Genomic DNA, 20648 nt, shown 5'->3' with positions numbered 1-20648 from the left:
GCCCTCCATGAACTTCGACATCGACAGCGGCAAACTGCTGTACGCGCTCGGCGTCGTGTTCGCCGCGGCGGCGTTCGTGTACTTCGTCCGAGACGTGGTGTTCGGCCTCTCGATTACGGTGAAAGCCGCCCTGCTGTTCGCTGCGTTCGTCGCCTTCTTCGTCGCCGGCGTCACCGTCCAGCGCGACGTCCTCGACGTCGTGGCGTTTGCCCTCTCGGGGCTCTCGTACGTCGTCTTCGTGGGCTACGTCGCCCTGCGGTACGACCCCGGCGAGACCGGGATATTCCTGTTGCTCGCGCTCTCGGCGGCCCTGTTCGTCGCGCTCGGATACGCGCTCCGAGAGAGAGGGCTGGGGCTCCCGGTCCGGACCGCCGCCGGCGTCGTGGTCGCACTGGTTCTCGTGAGTACCGTCCTCGTGGGCGTCGACGCCGTCGGCGGCGGCGTCACCTACGAGTTACAGACGAATCAGTCGGTCACCGTCGACACGCCGCCGGCCCATCCGGAGGCCCGCTACGTCGAGACCCGAGAGCGCATCGGGACGATGACCGTCACCAACGAGTTCGTGTTCACCCGGGCGATGTCGCTCCCGCGGCTACAGGGGTGTCTGGCCGGCGTCGAGGACGTGCCGCGTCGAGACGTGTGGGTATCGTATCAGGGCAGCGACTACAACCGCGACGACACCATCGCGGGCGGGGTCACGCGGCAGTTCAGCGTCGAGGCCGACATCCCGGTCGACGTGAACCAGACCGAGTCGACGACCTACACCATCGAACGAGGGAGCGACTGTACCGTCGACCGCTCGTCGCCGACGCTCGTCGTGAACGTCGGCGAGGAAGACCTGCGGTGGGACTGATACTGGTGGCTGTAAGTTCGTACAGATATTCGCCACCCCGGGGTGGCGAATTACTTCAGTTTGGTACAGCCACCAGTATGAGTCAGACGGACTGTCGTGTCAGCACGACCGCGTGCCGAGACGCGGTCGTCCCGGTGCCCAGTTACGACGACCGGTATCAGTCGTCGAGTTCGCACAGACACTGCCGGCAGTAGGTCACGCCCGCTCGGTTCTCCCTCCCGCAACTGGGACAGGCGACCATCTCGTCGGGCACCGGGTCGCCGCCGGTCACCGTCGCCGCGACTGCCGCAGCGTCGACGTCCCACTCCGACCCCGACTGTTCCATCGCCTCGGCGCGCTGCTGTGCGCGTTCGATGAGTTCGTCGTCCCGCATCGCCTCCAGCCCGCGCCACAGGGCCAGGAACATCACCGTCGGGGCGAGGATGACGAACAGCCCCGAGACCACCCGGAGCGCCAGCTCTAGCTGGCCGATTGCCATACACCCACATGGTGCTGGAGCGACGAGAAGCCTTCGGCGCTCAGTAGTCGTACAGCGAGACGACGTAGGGGAGTTGGTTGTACATCCAGACGGCGAGCGGGATGCCCACGATGGTCAGCGTCAGCGTGTAGGCGACGCCCGTCCAGATGCCGCTGGCCCACCACCCGACCAGCAGGAACCACACCGCTCGCACCAGCAGGGAGTGTTGGCTGCCGCCGTCGCGCTCCTCGACCAGCGTCTCCCGCCGTTTCAGCGAGAGTACCAGCGGCACCCTGTTTATCATCTTGATGCCAAGCGGGATGCCGATTATCGTGACGTTGAGCAGCCACGCTATCGAGAGCCACACGCCGGTCAGCCACCACCCGACCAGCACGAACCACACCGCTCGCACCGGCAGGGAGCGTTGGTCACTCATAGCCGGCACTAGCCCGCCGCGGGACATAAGTTTCCTGTCCGAGTACCGAGGACAGAATTCGAGACGGCACGGGACGCTCACACACCCCTGAGCAACGCTTTTCTACGGGCCGAGTGAGCCGGGAATCATGGCAGTCCTCCCAGAGTCCGACGCGTTCGGTGCGATGTGTCGTGACTACCACGAACACGGCGAGGCGTTCGAAGTGGTCGAGCGCGACGACGGGTTTCTGAACCTCCCCGGCGGCCCGGAGGTGTACTTCACCACACCCGAGGAGTGGGACGACCTCGACCACACCGCCGTGGAGTGGGCCGAGGGGCACGTCCTCGACGTCGGGTGTGGCCCCGGCCGGCACGCACTGGAACTCCAGCAGCGCGGCCACGACGTGACGGGCATCGACCTGTCTCCGGGCGCGATGGCGGTCGCACGCGACCGGGGGGTCGAGGACGTCCGCGAGTGCGACGTCGTCGACGCCGGCGGCCTCGACGAGCAGTTCGACACCGCCCTCATGCTGGGCAATAACTTCGGGCTAGTCGGGAGTGCCGAGCGAGCGCCCGAGATACTCGGTGCGCTGGCCGACGCGACGACGAGCGACGCCGCGCTCGTCGCATCGAGCATGGACCCGACGATGACCGACGAACAGGTGCATCTGGACTACCACGAGCGCAACCGCGCGAACGGTCGGCTCCCGGGTCGGGTCCGCATCCGCACCCGCTACCGTCGCTATGTCGGCGAGTGGCACGATTACCTCCACGTCGCCCCCGATACGATGCGCGAACTGGTCGACGACACGCCGTGGACCGTCGTCGACGTCGAACAGCAGGGACCGCACTACGTGGCGAAGCTCCGGCCGGCGTGAGTTGATACCATTACAATTTCTGATATTTGTGGCGAAAATAAAACCAGGAGTACATTTCAGCAAGTACGCTATATATCTTACAGCTTTTTGTGTGGTACCCGGGGACGACCACACGAATGGCCAGTCGAGATACACGTCTGGAAGCCGTCAGGTCGTCGCGGCTGGTTCCAGACCTCGTCAGAAGACGGTTCGTCCGAAAGTTCGCCGCCGCCCTGCTGGTGGCTATGCTGGTCGCTGGTGGTATCGGGGCGTTCCTGTACGCCGACGCCACACAGACCCTCGACCAGCGCGTCGAGTCCCGCGTCGTATCGACGGCCGAGTTACAGGCCGACGGCCTCGATAGCTGGGTGAACGGGTTCCGCCGACAGACACGTACCCTCTCGTCCGTACGTGAGTTCCAGAACGGACAACCCGAGGTCATCAAGGACTACCTCCTCCTTGAGGCCACGGACCTGACCGACGCCTTCGTCGCTGTCCACTACGTACAGGCCTCCGACGGGACAATCGAGGCCAGCACCGCCCACGGCCTCAGCGGGAAGACGCTCGGCGAGTTGGGCGTCCCGTGGGGCGAGAACATGGCCCCCATCGACAATCAGACGGACCAATCGGGCACCGTCCTCGTCCCGGAACAGCCCTACGAGTCGTCGGTGACCAACGACACCGTCCTCGCGTTTGTCAGTTCCGCGCCACAGAACACCGAACACGTCGTCGTCGTCGAGGCGAATCTGGCGGCGCGTGCGGACCGGTTCTATCAGGGAACGTCCGGCGGCGAGACGGCCGTCGTCGACACCGAGGGGCGAACCGTGCTGGGGACGGCACTCACGGCAGAGAGCGCCGCCGTCACCGGCACGGGTGCGAACGCGAGCGGGTTCGCCCGGGACGGGGACACCGTCGCCGGGTACGCGGCGCTCTCGACGCTGGACTGGACCGTCGTGACGCAGGTGCCGGCCGCCAGCGCGTACGGCCTGCGCAACCAGATCGGATCGAGCCTCCTGTTGACGCTGTTCTCCGCACTCCTCGTCCTCGGCGGCGTCACCCTCGTCGTCAGCAAGCGGTCAGCGAGCGCTTTGAGCGAACTCACCGAGAAAGCCACGGCGATGAAACGTGGTGACCTCGACGTCTCGCTGGACTCCGACCGGCGGGACGAAATCGGCCAGTTGTACGGCGCGTTCGACGAGATGCGCGACTCCCTGCGCGAGCAGATTTCCGAGGCCGAGGCCGCAAAGGAACGGGCCGAATCCGCCCGGGAAGAGGCCGATAGGACCCGGGAGCGGGCGGTCGAACTAAACGAGCAACTCGAAGCGCACGCCGCGGCTTACGGTGCGGTGATGGACGCCTGTGCCGAGGGCGACCTGAGCCAGCGGATGTCGACCGACGCCGAGAACGACGCGATGCGGGCGATTGCGACCGCCTACAACGACGTCATGGACGAGTGGGAGGCGACGATTCGGGAAGTACGCGCCTTCAGCGACGCGGTGGAGGCTGCGAGCGCGGACGTCTCCGAGAACGTCGCCGCCGTCCGCGACCACAGCGACGACGTGCGCGAGGCCGTCGTCGAGATGGCCGACGGCGCCGAACGGCAGTCCGACGAACTCCAGACCGTCTGGGAGGAACTGGACGACCTCTCGGCCACCGTCGAAGAGATGTCCGCCGCCGCGGACTCGGTCCGAGAGCGCGCCGACGACGCACTCGACCGGAGTCGAGACGGTCGGGCCGCCGCCACCGGCGCGGCCGACGCCCTCGAGGAGATAGCAACATCCACCGACCGGGCCGTCGCGGAGGTCGAGGAACTGGAGTCGCTGATGACCGACGTCGAGACCGTCACCGACCTCATCGCCGACATCGCCGACCAGACGACGATGCTCGCGCTCAACGCCAACATCGAGGCGGCGCGGGCCGACATCGACGGCGACGGGTTCGCCGTCGTCGCCGACGAGGTCAAGACGCTCGCCGACCGTACCGTCGACGCGACGGCCGACATCGAGTCGTCCATCCAGCGCATGCGCGGACAGGTCGAGCGGACCGTCGAGGAGATTCACGCGACCCAGTCGAAAGTCGACACCGGAACCGAGACGGTCGAAGACGCACTGGTCGCGTTCGACGGCATCGTCGACGACGTCGAGGCCGCCACCAGCGGGATGCGTGAGATAGACCGTGCGACCGGCGAACAGGCCGAGTCCGCACAGGAAGTCGTGGCGATGGTCGAGACGGTCGGCGACATCAGCGACCGGACCGCCGAGGAGGCCGCGACCGTCGCCGACGCGACGGGCGAACAGGTCGATGCCGTCGGAGACGTCGAGGCCGACGTGACTCACCTCTCTGAACGGGCGAGCGAACTCCGAGACCTGCTCGCGACGTTCGACGTGGACAGCGTCGGCGAGACGGACGTGTTCGACCCGACCGTCGCAGCGACCGTCCCCGGGGACGCCGAGACGGCGGCGGACCAACCGCATCTCGGTACCGACGACTCCCGGGATCTCCCCCTCGCCAGCGACGGGGCCGGGGAGTGAGACGCTGATCGGCCGGTTTACGCTTCGAAGCCGTCCTCGAACCGGAACGTTCCGTCCCGCTGGACGACGTCCCCGTCCACCTCGATGTAGGAGTCCTCGCTCATGTCGACGATCATGTCGACGTGGACGGCCGAGTCGTTCTGCTCGTTGCCCTCACCGACCGTCTCGTCGTAGGCGCGGCCGACGGCCATGTGGACGGTGTCGCCCATCTTCTCGTCGAACAGCATGTTGTAGGTGAACTGGTCGATGTCGCGGTTCATGCCGATGCCGAGTTCGCCGAGGCGACTCGCGCCCGCGTCGGTCTCTAGCACCTCCGTCAGCAGGTCTTCGTTCTTCTCGGCGCTGTGGTCGACCACCTCGCCGTTCTCGAACCGGAGGAAGACGCCGGTGACCTCCCGACCTTGGTGGTACAGCGGCTTGTCGAACAGTACCTCGCCCTCGACGCTGTCGGGGACGGGCGCGGTGAACACCTCGCCACCCGGGAGGTTCTTCTCGCCGTAGTCGTTGAGCGTCACGTTACCGGCGATAGACATCGTGAGGTCGGTGGTGTCGCCGGAGACGATGCGCACCTCGTCGGCCGGGTCGAGGACGTCGACCATCTGGGACTGGTGTTCTCGCACGGCGTCCCAGTCCTTGTTCACGGCGTCCCAGACGAAGTTCTCGTAGCCCTCGGTGGACATCTGGGCCAGTTGGGCGTTGGCCGAGGCGGGGTACTGGGTGAGACACCACGTCTTCGAGAGGCGCTCTTCGAGGAGGGGTTGCTGGGCCTGTTGGTAGGCGGCGGTGGTCTCCGGGTCGACGTCGCTGGCTTCGGTGACGTTTTCGTTCCCGCGGATGGCGATGTAGGCGTCCATCGCCTCGTAGAGGGCTTCGAGGTGGCCCGGTGTCTCGAACTCGTCGCGATTGCGGAGGAACGCGCGCTGGAACCGTTCGCCGAGGCGCTCCTGTACGACAAGCGGGTTCGCGCCGCGGTCGGCGGCCAGTTCGTGGAGCGCGACGACGAGGTCCTCTGCGACGGGATGTGCGTCGATGACGATGTCGTCGCCCTCGCTCAGGTCGATTGAGTGGTCGACGATGACTTCTGCGTGTTCGCGGATACGCGGGTCCATACAGGAGGGTCCGGCGACGGGCCCAAACCACTTTCGCCGCCGGCTACTTGTCCTTGCTCTGTTGGAACCCCTCTCTGAACCCCTGGAAGGTCCGGCGGAGCATCAGGTACATGAAGAAGAAGAAACCGAGCACCGCGGCCAGCAGTCCGTAGATGAGCACATCCTGCATACCCGGCCGTTGACAGTCACCAGACAAAGAGGTTTCGCCACCGTTCGATAGCAGCCCGGAAACCGCCGATTTCGAAGAGTCAAATCCGTCTTTGAGCGATATGTGTAACGACCGTCGTACCTTGGCAAAGACTCATAACGCCATAGTACATATCGTATCCCATGTCGTTGCTGCCCTCTCGGGACCCGGCGATTCCCGACGCGGAACCCCGGGTCATCGGGGTCGACAGCGAGGACGCAGACGACGTCCTCTCGGCACTCTCCTCGGAGACTGCCCGCGAGTTGCTGGCGGCACTCAACCGTGAACCAGCGCCGCCCGCGGAACTCGCCGACCGAGTGGGGACGTCGCTCCAGAACACCCAATACCATCTCAAGAAACTGAAGAACGCCGGTGCCGTCGAAGTCGTCGATACGGCCTACTCCGAGAAGGGCCGCGAGATGGACGTGTTCGCGCCCGCGAACCAACCGCTGGTCATCTGTGCGGGCGACGAACAGGAGACGTCGGGACTGCGGGCCGCGCTGTCGAACCTGCTGGGTGCCCTCGCAGTCGTCGGACTGGCGAGCGTACTGGTCCAACAGGTGTTCGGGCGCGGACTCGGGACACTGTTCGGGCCGACGGTCCGGAGTGGCAGTGCGGACACGGGCGACCCAGACCCGAGTTACTACATCGAGAACGGGACCATCGCCGACGGCGGCGTAGCCACGCAGACGGCGGATGCGGCGACACAGGGCGGCGCGGAACTGCTCGGTGGCCTCCCGCCCGGACTCGCTTTCTTCGCCGGCGGGGCGTTCGTCCTCGCGATGGTCGGTGCCGCCTGGTACGTCCGCCAGTAAGTGTCAAACCAGTCTTTCACTCTCCAATAGGCCCTTTGTTTTCGAGTGTCAACGTATCACACGCGCCGAACTGCTCGGCGCGAGACGGTCCGCAGTTGGCACTCTCAGCTGGCATTCCCCGGCGGCGCGGCCGGTTCCCTCTCACCGGTCTCGGGCCGCCGTCGAGAACACCGCTCCATCTGGCGACCGGAGGCGGACACGGACGCGTCCGTCGTCTGCCACCAGTTCGGCGTGGGCTGGCCGATAGCGGCGCGGGTCGGCGTAACTCCCCGGATTGACGAGTAACCGACCGCCGAGTTCCCCGATCTCGGGCCGGTGTGAGTGACCCACGACGACAACGTCGGCGTCCTCCTGTCGCGCGAGCATCCCCAGTGCCGTCTCCGAGTGTTCGTGACCGTGGACGACGAGTACCGTCAGCCCCGCCCACGAGAGCGTCGCCACGTCCGAGAGCCGGTCCCGGACCCCCATCGTGTCGTTGTTCCCGGAGACGGCCGTGAGCGCCGACGCCTCGGCCGCGACGGCATCGAGGACGGCTTCCGTGGTGAAATCGCCCGCGTGGACGACGTGGTCCGCGGCCCTGACCGCGTCGAGCGTGTGCCCCTCCAGTCGGTGGCCGTCGGTGCCGTGCGTATCGGAGACGACAGTGAGCATATCCCGGATAGCGTCTCCAGCCGTAAATCCAGAACCACTTTCCCCCAGCCTCGTGACTGCCCGGGCATGGCAGGCAGTAAATCAGTCGTCCTCGCCGCCCTCGTCGCCAACGGCGCCATCGCGATCCTGAAGTTCTTCGGGTTCCTCCTGACCGGGAGCGCCGCGATGCTGTCGGAGACGTACCACAGCATCTCCGACACCGGCAATCAGGTGTTCCTCCTCATCGGCATCCGGTTTTCCGGACGCGAGGCCGACCGACAGCATCCCTTCGGCTACGGCAAGGCACAGTTCTTCTACAGCTTTCTAGTCTCGGTGTTCCTATTCGGCATCGCGGGCTGGGAGAGCCTGAAACACGGGTACAGCGAACTCACCGCCGCTGGCGGTCACGGTGGGGAGGCCGCTGGCGGTGCCGTCGAGTTCCTGTTCATCAGTTTCACGCCGCCGACGTGGCTCGACCCCCTCTGGGTCAACTACAGCGTCCTGCTGGGTGCCTTCGCCTTCGAGACGTGGGCGCTGTACAAGGCCCGCGCCGAGATGCGACGGCAGATGAAGCGCAACGACTGGTCGAGCTATCGGGAAGCGTTCCGCAAGACCAGCGACGTGACGACGTTGACGGCGCTGACCGAGGACACTATCGCTCTCGCCGGCATCGTCATCGCACTGACTGGCCTGTTCCTCGAACAGATGACCGGTAACGCCGTGTACGACCAGATTTCGGCGGTGCTCATCGGCATCATGCTGATGGGATTCGCGCTGGCGCTGGCGTGGGAGAACAAACGCCTCATCCTCGGCGAGAGCCTGCCGGCGGACGTGGGCCGAGAGCTCCGAGCGGCCGTCGCCGACCACGAACACGTCACCGACATCGTCGACTTTCGGACGGTGTACTTCGGACCGAACGAGGTCGTCGTCTCGGCCGACCTAATCTTTACGGATGGGCTGGAGACAGCGGAGATAGACGACGCCATCACCGCCATCGAAGACTCGCTGAAGGCGATCAACGGCGACATCCGGAAAGTGTACATCGAACCCGAGACGGCCTGAGTCAGCCGTACAGTCCGAGTTCGTCTGCCCACCACGGCACGGAAATCCGGTCTATACCGGTCGTGACCCGCATCCGGATCACGACTGCCGCCCCGACGGTGCGGCGTTCCCGGTAGTCGACGTAGCGGACGACGCCCGCCCGGTCGACGTAGATGCGTGACCGGACCGCGACCGTCTGGTCCGGGTCGGCACCAGGTACGGGCACCGCCGTGTCGTTGGATCCGACGACGGCGAGCGCCCGACCGTCGCGCTGGACCGTCCCGAGACGGTGGTACTCCTCGGCGTCGAGGATCAGGCGGAGACGGGCCGCACCCGACGCCGAGGAGACGTACGGAATCTGGCCGTCGCTGGGTTCGGTGACGTAGTCCGTGTCCGGGTCGTCGCGGACGCTGCGATACAGCGTCCCGTTCGCGACGACGGCGTCGTCGGTCAGCGGGCCGAACGTCCGCCGGACGCGGGTTATCCCGCGCTCGCGGTCGACCCACACGTCTCGCGTGTTCTGTGGCCCCTCGCGTTCGACGTGGCGGTGGAAGCTCCGATCGGCGAGTGCGGCCTCGTGCCGGTCCAGAATCCGGTCGAGGTCGACGCTCCCGTTTTCGCGCGGGAGCGCCACGGTGCCTGTGGTCGTCTCGGGCACCGGCGCGGGCGTCAGCGGACGCTCCGAGGAGGACGTGTCGGCACTCGCGAACAGGCCCGAACAGCCCGCGAGCGCGACCACCGCGACGACGAGCACCGGGCGCCACATGGGTAGAGACAGGAGTGCGAGCGGGATAGCTGCTGGGGCGAACCCTTTTGCCCGAGAACGGCCAACGGACCCCCGTGGCGACGACAGACGACGGCTACCTCCGCTTTTTTCCCTACGAGGAGCCGTACGACCACCAGCGCGAGGCGATGGCCACCATCTACGACGCCTTAGACGACGGTCGAGACGTCCTCTTCGAGGGGGCCTGTGGCACCGGCAAGACGCTGGCCTCGCTCGTCCCGGCGCTGGAACACGCCCGCGAGACGAACAAGACGGTGGTCATCACGACGAACGTCCACCAGCAGATGCGCCAGTTCGTCGAGGACGCCCGCGCCATCACCGACCACGAGGACCTTCGCGCGGTCGTCTTCCGCGGCAAGGGGTCGATGTGTCACATCGACGTCGACTACGAGGAGTGTCAGGCGCTGCGGGACACCACCCGCGAACTGGTCGACGTCGAGGGCGATATCGCCGACCTCGAACGGCGCGAGGGGGAACTGCTCGAAGCGGGCCAGTCCGGCGACGGCGAGGCCATGGAGGCCAGAAGCGCCGTCGTCGAGGAGTTACGCGACCTGCAGGAGCAGCGCGACGAACTGGAGTCCGAACGGTCGACCTGTGATCACTACTACCGGAACCTGACCGTCGACACCACCGACTTCTACGCGTGGCTCTACGACGACGTGCGCACGCCCGACGACGTGTACGAGTACGCCGAACAGCAGGGGCTGTGCGGCTACGAACTACTGAAAGAGGGGATGGACGGCGTCGATTTGGTGGTGTGTAACTACCACCACCTGCTAGACCCCACCATCCGCGAGCAGTTCTTCCGGTGGCTCGGACGGGAGCCAGAAGACGTCGTCGCCGTCTTCGACGAGGCCCACAACGTCGAGTCGGCGGCCCGCGACCACGCCCGGCGTACCCTCACCGAGAACACGCTCGACCAAGCGCTGGACGAACTGGCCGAGTCCGAAGACGCCCGGGCCGACGGTGCCGCGAACGTACTCGAAACGTTCCGCGACGCACTGGTCGAGACCTACGAGGACGCCTTCGGCTTCGGCGACCGGGAGGCCGTCGACGAGCACTGGGACGACGTCACCGTCGCCAACGACGACAAGAAAGACGACCTCACCCTCTCGTTCTTCCGGGGGTACACCGGGCCCGGCTTCCACGAGGAGGTCGACCAAGCGCTGGACCTCGGGCGCGAACTCGACGCTACCTACGAGGAGCAGTTCAAGGAGGGCGAACTCGACACCCGCAAGGAGTGTCAGACCTTGCAGGCGGCCGCCTTCCTCTCGGCCTGGCTGGCCGAATCCGACGAGGCCGGCCAGTACCCCGTCGTGAGCGTCCGCCGGGACGAGAGTACCGACGAGGTGTACGGCCGGGCGGAACTGTACACCTGCATCCCCGAACAGGTGACCCGGGACCTGTTCGACGACCTGCACGCGGCCGTGTTGATGAGCGCGACGCTGCGCCCGTTCGACGTCACCGAAGACGTCGTCGGCCTCTCGGACCCGGTGACGATGGCCTACGGCGCGCAGTTCCCCGAGGAGCGCCGGCGGACCTACGCCGTCGACGGGCCCGCCCTGTTCTCTAGCGAGCGGGACAACCCCGAGACCCAGCAGACCATCGCCCGGACGCTGGAGGACGTCATCCGGTTCACGCCGGGGAACACCCTCGTGTTCTGTCCGTCCTATAGCGAGGCCCAGCGCTACCACGACATGGTCGCCGTCAGCGGCACCCGCTATCTGGACGAACCCGGCACGCAGGCGCGTGACCTCCGCGAGGCGTTCACCGACGACGACGGTGCCGTCCTCTTCACCTCGCTGTGGGGTACCCTCGCGGAGGGCGTGAGCTACGACGGCGACGACGCCCGCACCGTCGTCGTCCTCGGGGTTCCGTACCCCCATCTGGACGACCGGATGGAGGCTGTGCAGGACGCCTACGCGACGGCGTTCGGCGACGAGGACACCGAGGAGGCCGGGTGGCGCTACGCCGTCGAGATCCCGACGGTCCGCAAGACCAGACAGGCGCTCGGTCGGGTGGTCCGCTCGCCCGAGGACTTCGGCGCGCGAGTCTTGCTCGATAAGCGCTACACGGAACACGCCGAGATGGACATGCGCGACTACGCGGTTCGGGGGACGTTTCCACCCGAGGAACGCCGGGAGATGGTCGACATCGGCCCGGAGAAACTGAAGTTCGCGCTGTTGAACTTCTATCAGGACTTGGGCGCCTACGACGGGCCGCCGCCGAAGCCATAGCGAGGTTCCGAACGAAGGGAGGAACCTCGAAGCGACGCGGTGAGCGGAGCGAACCGCGGAGCAATAGCGAGAGGCGCGAACGTCCTCAGAGAGAACGGTCAGAAAAGTTAATATGTCGATGCCGAGACGGTATCTACGTGATGCGCCCTCCACAGTCCTCCCTCCGCAGTAGCCTTACAACCGCCGTCGCCCTCGCTATCGCGGCCGTCTCCTGGGCCGCGGCGACGGCCCGCACAGCGACGTCGTTGGCGTGGACGATACTCCGCGGGGCAACAGCACGACTGCAGTCGAGCGCACGAACCGGGCTCCGCGAGAGTCATCGCGTCCTCGCCGGCCCACTCCGGCGGGCGGTCACTGGCCCGGTTCGAGACGCACTACTCGGTCGTCGGTTGGACATCTCACTGCTGATAGGCCTGCTCACGGTCCCGCTGGCTCTCGGGTCGGTGTGGTGGGTCGACGCGAACGTCGGCTACGATGCGCTCGTCGAACTGGTGTCGGGGACGTGGGACGGGACGAGCCCCGAACTCGGCGTCTTCCTCGCCGCCGCCGTACTCGTCGGTCTCGGTGCCGTCAGCGCGGGGCTGAACTCCGGGCTCCTCCCGACGAGCGGACTGGTCATCGCGCCAATCTTCGGCGCGGCGCTGACGCGCTACGGCACCAGCGTCCCGACGTACGGCGGCGGAACGACCGTCGTCTCGCTGCCCGAGGCCGTCGCGTATGCCGCGTACGTCGGCGTCGCGTTCGGCGTCCCCATCGCGCTCTGTGGCTTCCTCCTCGGTGCCGGACTCCGCCGCGTCGGGGTCGTTCTCACCGACACCGCCGGCCCGTCCCGACCGACCGAGCAAGCCTGACGAGCGGCGTCGGCGGACCCCTGCGAAACACCCGTCCGGGTCCAAACCGGATAGTTTGAAACCCCCGCTGTGCTATCCCCGGCCAATGCTAGTCGCCTTCGACTTCGACGGGACGCTTTCGGACTCCGAGATGACGGTCCTGCTGGGCAATCAGAACGGTACCGCCGAGGACATGGCGTCGATCACCGAACGAGCGATGAACGACGAAATCGAGTACGCCGAGAGCCTGCGCCAGCGCTGTGCCCTGCTCGAAGACCTGCCCGACGAACAGGCACAGGCGGCCTTCGACGAGGTGGAACTGCGGCCCGGTGCAGCCGAGGTCATCGAAGCACTTCGAGAAGCGGGCCACTACGTCGTCATCCTCACTGGCGGATTCGAGCGCGGCGTCGAGGCCGCACTCGCAAAGGCGGGCGTCGAGGTCGACGCCATCGTCGCCAACCGCCTCCCCGTCGCTGACGGGAAGAGCGAGGCGGGAACCGCCTCGGAAGACACGAGCGGGCAGCGCCCGCGAGTGCTCACCGGCACCGTCGAGGGCCCGCTCATCGAGGGGACGAAAGACGACGCGCTGGAGGTCGCGACGGCCATCACCGGCGAGGACCGCGCGGAGACGGTCGCCGTCGGCGACGGCGCCAACGACCTGCCGATGCTGGAGGTGGCAGGGCTGGCCGTCGGCTTCGAGCCGAAACCGGCCGTCGCGCCGTCGTGTGACGTGACCGTCTCGACGATGGACGAACTGTACGATCTCTTCGAACAGAAAGAGATGCTGTAGTCGGGCTACTCGGTCGCCTGCGCGATGGCCTGGTCGAGGTCGGCAATGATGTCGTCGACCGACTCGGTCCCGACCGAGAGCCGCACCATGTCGTCGGTGACGCCGGCGGCGGCCTTCTCGTCGTCGGTGAGTTGCTGGTGGGTGGTCGATGCCGGGTGGATGACCAGCGTCTTCGCGTCGCCGACGTTGGCCAGCAGGCTGGCTATCTCGGTGGACTCGACGGTGGTGCGGGCGGCGTCGTACCCCTCCGCCAGCCCGAACGTAATCATGCCGCCGTAGCCGCCGTCGAGGTACTTCGTCGCCGTCTCGTGCGTCTCGTGGTCCTCCAGTCCAGGGTAGGTGACCCACGACACCTCGGGGTGGTCGTCTAAGAACTCCGCGACGGCCATCGCGTTCTCGCAGTGGCGGTCCATCCGGGTCGGGAGCGTTTCGAGGCCCTGCATGGTCTGCCACGCGTCGAAGGGGGACTGCTGGCAGCCCAAATCGCGCAGCCCGCGGGCGATAGCGGCGTAGGTGAAGGCGGCGTCGCCGAACCGCTCGCGGAAGTTGACGCCGTGGTACGCGGGGTTGTCGCCGGCGATTTCGGGATACTTCTCCTCGTACTCGTCCCACGGGAACGAGCCCCCGTCGACGAGGACGCCGCCGACGGTGGTGCCGTGGCCGTGAATCCACTTCGTCGTGGAGTTCCAGACGAGGTCCGCGCCGTGTTCGAGCGGGTTGCACAGGTACGGCGTCGCGAAGGTGTTGTCGACGAAGAGGGGGACACCGTTGTCGTGGGCGATCTCGGCGAGTCGCTCGAAGTCCGGGGTGACCAGCGCGGGGTTGCCGATGGTCTCACAGTGGACGTAGGCCGTGTTCTCGTCGATGGCCTCCTCGTAGGCGTCGTAGTCCAGCGTGTCGACGAAGCGGGTCTCGACGCCGTTTCGCGGCGCGGTGTGGGTGTAGTAAGTGTAGGTCCCGCCGTACAGGGAAGAGGCGGTGACGACGTTGTCGCCCACGTCGGCCAGTAGGAAGGTGGCGAGGTTCAGCGACGCCATCCCCGAGGCGGTGGCGACGGCCCCGACCCCGCCTTCGAGTGCGGCCAGCCGCTCCTGTAACATCCCGACGGTGGGGTTCATCAGTCGGGAGTAGATGTGTCCCGGTTTCTCCAGTGCGAACTGGGCGGCGGCGTCCTCGGCGTCCTCGAAGACGTAGGAGGTGGTCTGGTAGATGGGCGGTGCGCGAGCCCGGGCCTCGGCGTCCGGTTGTTCCTGTCCGACGTGGAGCGCGTCCGTCTCGAATCCGCGGTCGTCGTCACTCATACATCGGAGTAGTCACGGGCGACCCCCTTAATTCCCGTCTACCGCGGCGAGAGAGCCCCCGAATCCGAGATAGCGGCGATTTTGGGCGACCGTCACGAACCGGTTCGCCCGCCGAACGACCCTGCCTGATCAAAGAGTTATGAGTCAGTAGGCCGTTCGTCCGCTATGACGCGGACCCGGGAGACGACGGTCCTTCTGGTCTCGCCGCCGTCGTGGCCGGGTCTCGTCACAGCGTTCGACGGGGACCCGTCGGTGACGGTCAGCGACGTCGACAGCGTCGAGGCGGCCCTGACGACCCACGGCGACGTGGTCGACTGCGTCGTCTGCACCGCGGACCTACCCGGTGGAGGGTGGCAGGACCTGCTGGCGTCGGTCGAGGAGACGCCGTTCGTCCTCGTGGCCCTCGACGGAAGCGAGGGGCTGGCCGCCGACGCCGTCGCCGCCGGTGCCGACCGCTACGTCCCGGCCGACGACCCCGAGACCGCGAGCGCGGAGGCGGCCAGTGCCGTCGACGCCCTCCTCGACGCGACCGGACCGGCGGGCCACCACGAGAAGCTCGTCGAGTACTCCACCGACGTCATCGCCACCTACGACCGGGACGGCCGGCTGAGCTACGTCAGCGAATCCGTCGCCGACACCCTGGGGTACGAACCCGAGGAGATGCTGGGCGCAAACCCACTCGAGAAGGTCCATCCCGACGACCGCGGGCGCATCGTGGACTTTTTCGGGAGGTTACAGGAGCAACCGAACGAGACCCGGCGGGCGACCTACCGGTTCGAGACCGCCGACGGGAGCTACCGGACCCTAGAGTCCATCGGCCGCAACCGGTTCGACGACCCCGCACTGGAGGCCATCGTCATCAACTCCCGTGACGTGACCGAACGCGAGGAGCGCAAAGCCGAACTCGAACTCCGGGAGTCCATCATCGAGGTGGCACCTATCGGCCTCCACGTCCTCGACGAAGAGGGGGTCTTTCTGTGGGTCAACGACGCCTTCGCCGACGTCGTCGGACGGGACGCCGAGGCCATCGTGGGCACGGAGTACCTCCGGCTCGTCGAGGAGGGAACGATTCCACCGGACATCGGGCCGTGGTACGACGAGTCGGTCCGGCGGCTCCTCTCCTCGAAGACGGACGTGGAGACGGCCCGCCGGGACGCGGTGCCGGTCACCGACGCCGACGGCGAGACGCGGCTGTTCGACGTGCATCTGTCCCTGCTCCCGCTCGACGACGGGGAGTTTGCCGGCACCGTCGCCGCGTTCCGCGAGGTGACCGAGCGAAAGGAGTACGAGGCCGAACTAGAGCGGCGCAACGAGCGGCTCACCGAGTTCGCCAGCGTGCTGAGCCACGACCTGCGGAACCCGCTGTCGGTCGCCACCGGCCGGCTCGAACTGGCTCAGGACCGTCTGGGCACGGACAGCGACCTCACCGCCGCCCAGACCGCCCTCGACCGCATCGACGCGCTCGTCGAGAACATGTTGACGCTGGCCCGGGAGGGCCGCGTGCTCGGGGAGCTGACCGAGGTGGACCTGAGCCAGGTCGCCAGGGCCGCTTGGTTGACGACCGAGACGCGGGCGGCGACGGTCGAGATCGCACCCGAGGTGGGGACCACCGAGGCCGACGAGACCCGTCTCCGCCAGCTGTTCGAGAACCTCTACCGCAACAGCGTCGAACACGGCGGGACGGATGTTACCGTCACCGTCGGGTCGCTTCCGGACGGGTTCTACGTCGCCGACGACGGGTCGGGCATCCCGGACGACGGCGAGGGGGACCTGCTGCCGGGTGAGGACGGCGGGTTCGGCCTCGGCATCGTCCGGGCCATCGCGACGGCCCACGGGTGGGACATGGACGTGACCGCGAGCGAGGCCGAGGGCGCCCGTTTCGAGTTCACCGGCGTCGGGAGCGAGTGAGGCCGCCGACGCTCACTGTTGCAGTGACCCCGCGTACGACTGGTCGCGGGCGACGACCGTCGCCGGGTCGAACCGGACGAGGCCGTAGCCGTCGCCGTCGAGTCCGCGGAACCGCTCGTCCCACGCCCCCCGGTCCGGGCCGAGGTACTTCGTCAGGAGTCGGTCGGCGCGGTCGGCGTCGAACGGTTCGAGCGTCGCCGTCCCGCGCATCCCGACGTGTTCGACGCGCCCCGACTTCGGGTCGAAGTCCACGACGGCGAGGGCGGACTCGGGGAACTGTCGGAGACGGTCGGGATAGGACCGCCCGTCCTCCATGGCGATGAGCCACACCTGCTCGCCGTCCCAGTGGAACCACAGGGGCGAGACCCGGGGGCCCGACTCCGAGGATTGGGCGAGGAAACAGAACAGGGGCCGAACGAGGAACTCGCCCAGCGAGGCGTCGAGGGTGTTCTCGACGATGTCCATAGCGGCGTGTCCACCGCCTGCGGGAAATAGGTTGGAGTGGAAACCGAGGGCTAGCTGGTACGTATCTGGATAGTGCGTGGCGGTCGGCCGGGAGTGAGGCGCGACACCTGTCGCGCCCGAGCGACCCGGGGAAGGGCAGGCCCGCGACGGAGCATCCCGGCCCCCCTCGGCGACCGGTTTCACGCGAATCGCGGGTAGCGCGGTCACGTGCGACCGCGAAGACGAACGGCGAGGCCGTGAGTCAGCGATTCGTAGCGTGTTCGCCCCATGGTCGGGAGAGACGGCGACGCCGTCTCTCGAACCGCCCATCGGAAGTCTTCGACTGCTGCGGACGCGTGACCCGGGTGACGAAGGTGGTTAGGCGAACTTCCGCACCGTCATGTCCAGCGTATCGAGGTCCAGAATGGGGGCGAAGCCGGCGTCGGGGTCGATGTTGACGGACTTCTGGAAGTCGGTCTGTGCCTGCCAGCACCCCGAGTTCAGCGCGAGGACGTTGTGGTACTTCCCCCAGCCGAGTTTGTGGACGTGGCCGGTGTGGAACACGTCGGGCACCTCTTCGATGACGAGGTAGTCGCGGTCCTCCGGCGCCAGTCGGGTGTGGCCGCCGTACTGCGGGGCGACGTGGCGCTTTTTCAGCAGTTGGTACATCGCCTTGTGGGGGTCGTCGTAACTGGCCTCCTCGTCGGGGAGTTCGGCGATGACCTCGTCCAGCGAGACGCCGTGATACATCAGCACTGTGACGCCCTCCACCGTGACGAGGGCGGGGTTCGAGTGGACGGTGGCGTCGTGGGCGGTCATGATGTCCCGCAGTTCCTCGTCGAAGCCCGGTTGTGGCTCCGCGAGGCGGACGGCGTCGTGGTTGCCGGGAATCATCCGAATCTCCATGTCGCCGGGCACCTCCTTGAGATACTCCGAGAACTGCTCGTACTGCTCGTAGATGTCGATGATGTCCAGTTCCTCGTCCTGATCGGGGTAGATGCCGACGCCCTCGACCATGTCGCCGGCGATGAGGAGGTACTCGACGTGTTCCGCTTCAGCGGTATGGAGCCAGTCGGTAAAGCGATGCCAGGCGTCGGCCATGAACTCCTGACTGCCGACGTGGACGTCGGAGATGAGCGCCGCCTGCACGTGGCGGTCGGCCGTCGACGGCGAGTGGGTCCGTGGCACGTCGGGGAAGTGCAGGGAGTCGACGAAGAGGATGCCCGAGTCGTCGGCGAGCGTTCCGTCGACGGCGATGACCTCGTCTAAGAGGAGTTGCTGGACCAAATCGGCGATGGGGCGGTCCTTCATCACGAGACAGGGGAAGGTCCCGTTCGTGTCTTCGAGTTCGACCAGCCAGTGGCCGCTGGCCGTCGAGCGGATGTCCGAGACCATCCCGATGAGTGCGGCCTCGCTACCACCGGCCATGTTCTCGATGGCGTCGGTCGGTCGGTGGTTCACGCGACCACGGAGTTTGCTCGCGAGTTTCTCGTAGCGGTCACGGAACACCGACACGAAGTCGCTGTACTCGCCGGTCCCGGTGGAGTTACCGGTCATGTCGTTTGCGACCTCGATGGCCCGTTTCGAGAGGTCGACGTCGCGAGACCCCTTCGTTTCGTGTGGAACGTCCCCACCCGCGTCGGGCGACACCCCGGAGTCTGTTCCAGTCGAAACAGAGGGGTCTCGGGTCGCGGTCTCCCCGTTCTCCTGTTCGGCGGCCCGCTGACTGCCGGCGGTCGCGTCGGCTCTCGATTCTGCCCGGTCGAGCACGGCTTCGACGTGCCCGGCTGTGAGCTTCAGCGCGTCGTCGGGCATCGTTTCGACTGCGCGGTCGAGTGCGCGTTCCGGGTCCGGTGCGTCGGCCAGTTTCGTCACGGCCTCGCGTTCGGCATTGTAGCCGCGGCTGGCGAGTTCGCTGACGATACGGGCCGGCGTCGAGAGCGGCACGTTCTCTACTCCGCGTCGGCGGGCAAAAACGTAGCGGACCGGCAGAGGACGTGGTGACACAAAGTTGATACCGTGGTGCTGACAAGCCGAGGTACGGATGGAACCCGACGTGTCGGCAGAGGACGACGACCGCAGTGCCGCCGTCGGTTCGGACGGCGACGTAGACGACGAGGACGTGCCGGTCTCGGTGTACGTTCGCGACATCGCTACGAGTGTCGGCGCCGTCGTGTTGGTGGGCCTGTTGCTGTTCGCCGTCAGCGGCGTCTGGCCCCCGTTGGTCGCCATCGAAAGTGGCAGTATGACACCGAACATCGACACCGGAGACATGGTGCTCATCATGGAGGAAGACCGGTTCCCCGGACCCGACGCCCGACACGGTGTCGTTACCGCCGAGACCGGAGCCGAGTCGAACTACGTGATGTTCCGCGAACCCGGCGACGTCATCGTCTTCGAACCCAACGGCAACGAACAGCGGACGCCGGTCATCCACCGGGCGATGTTCTACGTAGAGAAAGGAGAGAACTGGTACGACCGCGCCGACCCCGACGACGTCGGGACCGCCGGTAGCTGTGCCGACCTCCGGAACTGCCCCGCCCCGCACGACGGGTTCGTGACGAAGGGCGATTTCAACGACGCCTACGATCAAGTGACCGGGACCAGCACGGTCGTCCGCGACGAGTGGGTCGTCGGCACCGCCGAACTCCGAATCCCGGGTCTCGGATGGGTCCGGCTCCAGACGGGGACCCGGCTCGCCGGTTGATCGCCCGCTGGGATAGCCCGGACAACGGAACGTTGATTGTGCGTCTCCCGGTAGTCCCGGTAGAATGTCCGGTGACGACCGTCCGTCGGCGAGCGACGACGGTGACGAGGACGGGCCTGGTGTACTGGTGTACGTGACCGACATAGTCGGGAGCGCCGGTGCAGTCTTGCTGGTCGGCCTGTTGCTGTTCGCCGTCAGCGGCGTCTGGCCCCCGCTGGTCGCCATCGAGAGCCCGAGCATGGACCCACACATCGAGAAGGGCGACCTCGTCTTTGTCATGGAAGAGGAGCGATTCGCCGGGGCGAACGCACAGGACGGCGTCGTCACCGCCGACCGCGGCGAGGACTACGTCCGATTCAGCCGACCGGGCGACGTCATCGTCTACGCACCCGACGGGAACAATCAGACGACGCCCATCATCCACCGGGCGATGCTGCACGTCGAGGAGGGGGAGAACTGGTACGACCGCGCGGACTCGGCGGCCGTCGGGGTCGCGGATAACTGCCGCCAACTCACCAACTGCCCGGCGCCCCACGACGGCTTCATCACGAAGGGCGACAACAACGCCCGCTACGACCAGGTGGGGTCGAGTCCAATCAGCGACCCGGTCAGGCCCGCCTGGGTCGTCGGCACGGCCGAGTGGCGCGTACCGTTGCTCGGCGAGATTCGACTCGGCTGGAACCAGGCCGCACGCGTCTCGGCAGCCGAAACGTCGGTCGACGCGGAGAACACTACTGTCGCCGTCGCGTAGTC

The 20648-nt window shown here is 66.9% G+C and carries 20 protein-coding genes; 11 read left to right on the top strand and 9 right to left on the bottom strand.

The features are described from left to right. Positions 1-7: 7 nt before the first annotated feature. Positions 8-853, top strand: coding sequence for a DUF1109 domain-containing protein (locus IEY28_RS19540; RefSeq protein WP_189001984.1), 846 nt, complete (start codon positions 8-10; stop codon positions 851-853). Positions 854-1010: 157 nt separating this feature from the next. On the opposite strand, the gene IEY28_RS19535 is transcribed toward IEY28_RS19540, so the two are convergent. After that, entirely contained in the window at positions 1011-1331 is a 321-nt protein-coding gene (locus tag IEY28_RS19535) for a DUF7577 domain-containing protein (protein WP_189001798.1), read from the bottom strand. A 40-nt stretch (positions 1332-1371) separates the two neighbouring features. Continuing rightward, entirely contained in the window at positions 1372-1746 is a 375-nt protein-coding gene (locus IEY28_RS19530; protein WP_189001796.1) for a YccF domain-containing protein, read from the bottom strand. 127 nt (positions 1747-1873) lie between these two features. Between IEY28_RS19530 and IEY28_RS19525 the strand changes: the two genes are divergently transcribed. Then, positions 1874-2602 carry a class I SAM-dependent methyltransferase gene (locus IEY28_RS19525; RefSeq protein ID WP_189001795.1) on the top strand — a complete coding sequence of 243 codons (729 nt, stop codon included), beginning with the start codon at positions 1874-1876 and terminating at the stop codon, positions 2600-2602. A 116-nt stretch (positions 2603-2718) separates the two neighbouring features. Then, entirely contained in the window at positions 2719-5112 is a 2394-nt protein-coding gene (locus tag IEY28_RS19520; RefSeq protein ID WP_189001793.1) for a methyl-accepting chemotaxis protein, read from the top strand. 17 nt (positions 5113-5129) lie between these two features. Here the strand turns inward: IEY28_RS19520 and IEY28_RS19515 are convergent, their stop codons facing one another. Both IEY28_RS19515 and IEY28_RS20815 read right to left on the bottom strand, forming a co-directional pair. Then, positions 5130-6221, bottom strand: a complete 1092-nt coding sequence (locus tag IEY28_RS19515; protein ID WP_189001791.1) for an aminopeptidase — start codon at positions 6219-6221, stop codon at positions 5130-5132. 43 nt (positions 6222-6264) lie between these two features. After that, complete coding sequence (locus tag IEY28_RS20815; RefSeq protein ID WP_268239460.1) at positions 6265-6390, bottom strand: DUF7859 family protein; 126 nt, start codon at positions 6388-6390, stop codon at positions 6265-6267. A 161-nt stretch (positions 6391-6551) separates the two neighbouring features. On the opposite strand from IEY28_RS20815, the gene IEY28_RS19510 reads away from it, so the two are divergent. After that, positions 6552-7223 (top strand): ArsR/SmtB family transcription factor, encoded by a 672-nt coding sequence (locus IEY28_RS19510; protein WP_189001789.1) that lies wholly within the window; start codon positions 6552-6554, stop codon positions 7221-7223. Between the two features lie 141 nt (positions 7224-7364). Here IEY28_RS19510 and IEY28_RS19505 read toward each other — a convergent pair whose 3' ends face one another. Continuing rightward, positions 7365-7874, bottom strand: coding sequence for a metallophosphoesterase (locus IEY28_RS19505; protein ID WP_189001787.1), 510 nt, complete (start codon positions 7872-7874; stop codon positions 7365-7367). A 66-nt stretch (positions 7875-7940) separates the two neighbouring features. Here IEY28_RS19505 and IEY28_RS19500 point away from each other — a divergent pair, with 66 nt between their 5' ends. Then, a complete protein-coding gene (locus IEY28_RS19500; RefSeq protein WP_189001785.1) occupies positions 7941-8915 on the top strand; it encodes a cation diffusion facilitator family transporter in 975 nt (324 codons plus the stop codon). A 1-nt stretch (position 8916) separates the two neighbouring features. On the opposite strand, the gene IEY28_RS19495 is transcribed toward IEY28_RS19500, so the two are convergent. Continuing rightward, complete coding sequence (locus IEY28_RS19495) at positions 8917-9660, bottom strand: hypothetical protein (protein WP_189001783.1); 744 nt, start codon at positions 9658-9660, stop codon at positions 8917-8919. A 74-nt stretch (positions 9661-9734) separates the two neighbouring features. Between IEY28_RS19495 and IEY28_RS19490 the strand changes: the two genes are divergently transcribed. The 3 genes from IEY28_RS19490 (at position 9735) to IEY28_RS19480 (ending at position 13535) form a co-directional block, all read left to right on the top strand. Further along, a complete protein-coding gene (locus IEY28_RS19490) occupies positions 9735-11915 on the top strand; it encodes an ATP-dependent DNA helicase (protein WP_189001781.1) in 2181 nt (726 codons plus the stop codon). Between the two features lie 140 nt (positions 11916-12055). After that, on the top strand, positions 12056-12766 hold the full coding sequence (locus IEY28_RS19485; RefSeq protein ID WP_189001779.1) for a DUF8071 domain-containing protein: 711 nt from the start codon (positions 12056-12058) through the stop codon (positions 12764-12766). An 85-nt stretch (positions 12767-12851) separates the two neighbouring features. Further along, a complete protein-coding gene (locus IEY28_RS19480) occupies positions 12852-13535 on the top strand; it encodes an HAD family hydrolase (protein ID WP_189001778.1) in 684 nt (227 codons plus the stop codon). A 5-nt stretch (positions 13536-13540) separates the two neighbouring features. On the opposite strand, the gene IEY28_RS19475 is transcribed toward IEY28_RS19480, so the two are convergent. Next, the gene (locus IEY28_RS19475) at positions 13541-14836 is read right to left on the bottom strand and encodes an O-acetylhomoserine aminocarboxypropyltransferase/cysteine synthase family protein (protein WP_189001776.1); all 1296 of its coding nucleotides are present in this window, start codon (positions 14834-14836) and stop codon (positions 13541-13543) included. Between the two features lie 165 nt (positions 14837-15001). Between IEY28_RS19475 and IEY28_RS19470 the strand changes: the two genes are divergently transcribed. Further along, positions 15002-16744 carry a sensor histidine kinase gene (locus IEY28_RS19470; protein WP_189001774.1) on the top strand — a complete coding sequence of 581 codons (1743 nt, stop codon included), beginning with the start codon at positions 15002-15004 and terminating at the stop codon, positions 16742-16744. A gap of 12 nt (positions 16745-16756) precedes the next feature. Here IEY28_RS19470 and IEY28_RS19465 read toward each other — a convergent pair whose 3' ends face one another. Further along, a complete protein-coding gene (locus IEY28_RS19465) occupies positions 16757-17209 on the bottom strand; it encodes a pyridoxamine 5'-phosphate oxidase family protein (protein ID WP_189001772.1) in 453 nt (150 codons plus the stop codon). A 357-nt stretch (positions 17210-17566) separates the two neighbouring features. After that, positions 17567-19135, bottom strand: coding sequence for a DNA-directed DNA polymerase II small subunit (locus IEY28_RS19460; RefSeq protein ID WP_189001770.1), 1569 nt, complete (start codon positions 19133-19135; stop codon positions 17567-17569). Positions 19136-19232: 97 nt separating this feature from the next. On the opposite strand from IEY28_RS19460, the gene IEY28_RS19455 reads away from it, so the two are divergent. Further along, positions 19233-19895, top strand: a complete 663-nt coding sequence (locus IEY28_RS19455) for a S26 family signal peptidase (protein ID WP_189001768.1) — start codon at positions 19233-19235, stop codon at positions 19893-19895. 64 nt (positions 19896-19959) lie between these two features. Further along, the gene (locus IEY28_RS19450; RefSeq protein WP_189001766.1) at positions 19960-20646 is read left to right on the top strand and encodes a S24/S26 family peptidase; all 687 of its coding nucleotides are present in this window, start codon (positions 19960-19962) and stop codon (positions 20644-20646) included. Positions 20647-20648 lie beyond the last annotated feature (2 nt).

It is taken from the genome of Haloarcula pellucida, from assembly GCF_014647235.1.
Taxonomy (GTDB): domain Archaea; phylum Halobacteriota; class Halobacteria; order Halobacteriales; family Haloarculaceae; genus Haloarcula; species Haloarcula pellucida.
The sequence above is the reverse complement of the archived record's forward strand: the minus strand, read 5'-3'. Positions and strand labels throughout refer to the sequence as shown.